Source organism: Colwellia sp. BRX8-9 (assembly GCF_014077245.1).
In the GTDB taxonomy this organism is placed as follows: domain Bacteria; phylum Pseudomonadota; class Gammaproteobacteria; order Enterobacterales; family Alteromonadaceae; genus Colwellia_A.
In genome coordinates, this window is sequence record NZ_JACGVN010000066.1 from 1 (window position 1) to 360 (window position 360).

At 43.9% G+C, this 360-nt stretch carries 2 rRNA genes; both read left to right on the forward strand.

The window, feature by feature from the left end:
- Positions 1–103, forward strand: a 23S ribosomal RNA gene (locus H4J70_RS21075); the annotation flags it as partial.
- A gap of 141 nt (positions 104–244) precedes the next feature.
- Positions 245–359 (forward strand): 5S ribosomal RNA (rrf, locus tag H4J70_RS21080).
- Position 360: the final 1 nt, after the last annotated feature.

Sequence of the window (360 nt, forward strand, 5' to 3'; positions counted from 1 at the left end):
CTCCCTAAAGGGTCGTTGGAGACTACAACGTTGATAGGTCAGGTGTGTAAGGACTGCGAGGTCTTGAGCTAACTGATACTAATTGCCCGTGAGGCTTAACCATACAACACCCAAGTAGTTTTACTACGAAGTGTTTGTAAAAGACTGACAGAATAACTTCACGCACTGTAATGAATTGAATAAGAAAACGCTTTTATATTTATAGCTCTAACGAGCAACAGCTTTCAAGATTGTAACCTTTTTGTCTAGCGACAATAGCACTGTGGCACCACCTGATCCCATTCCGAACTCAGAAGTGAAACGCAGTAGCGCCGATGGTAGTGTGGGAGTTCCCATGTGAGAGTAGGACATTGCTAGGCT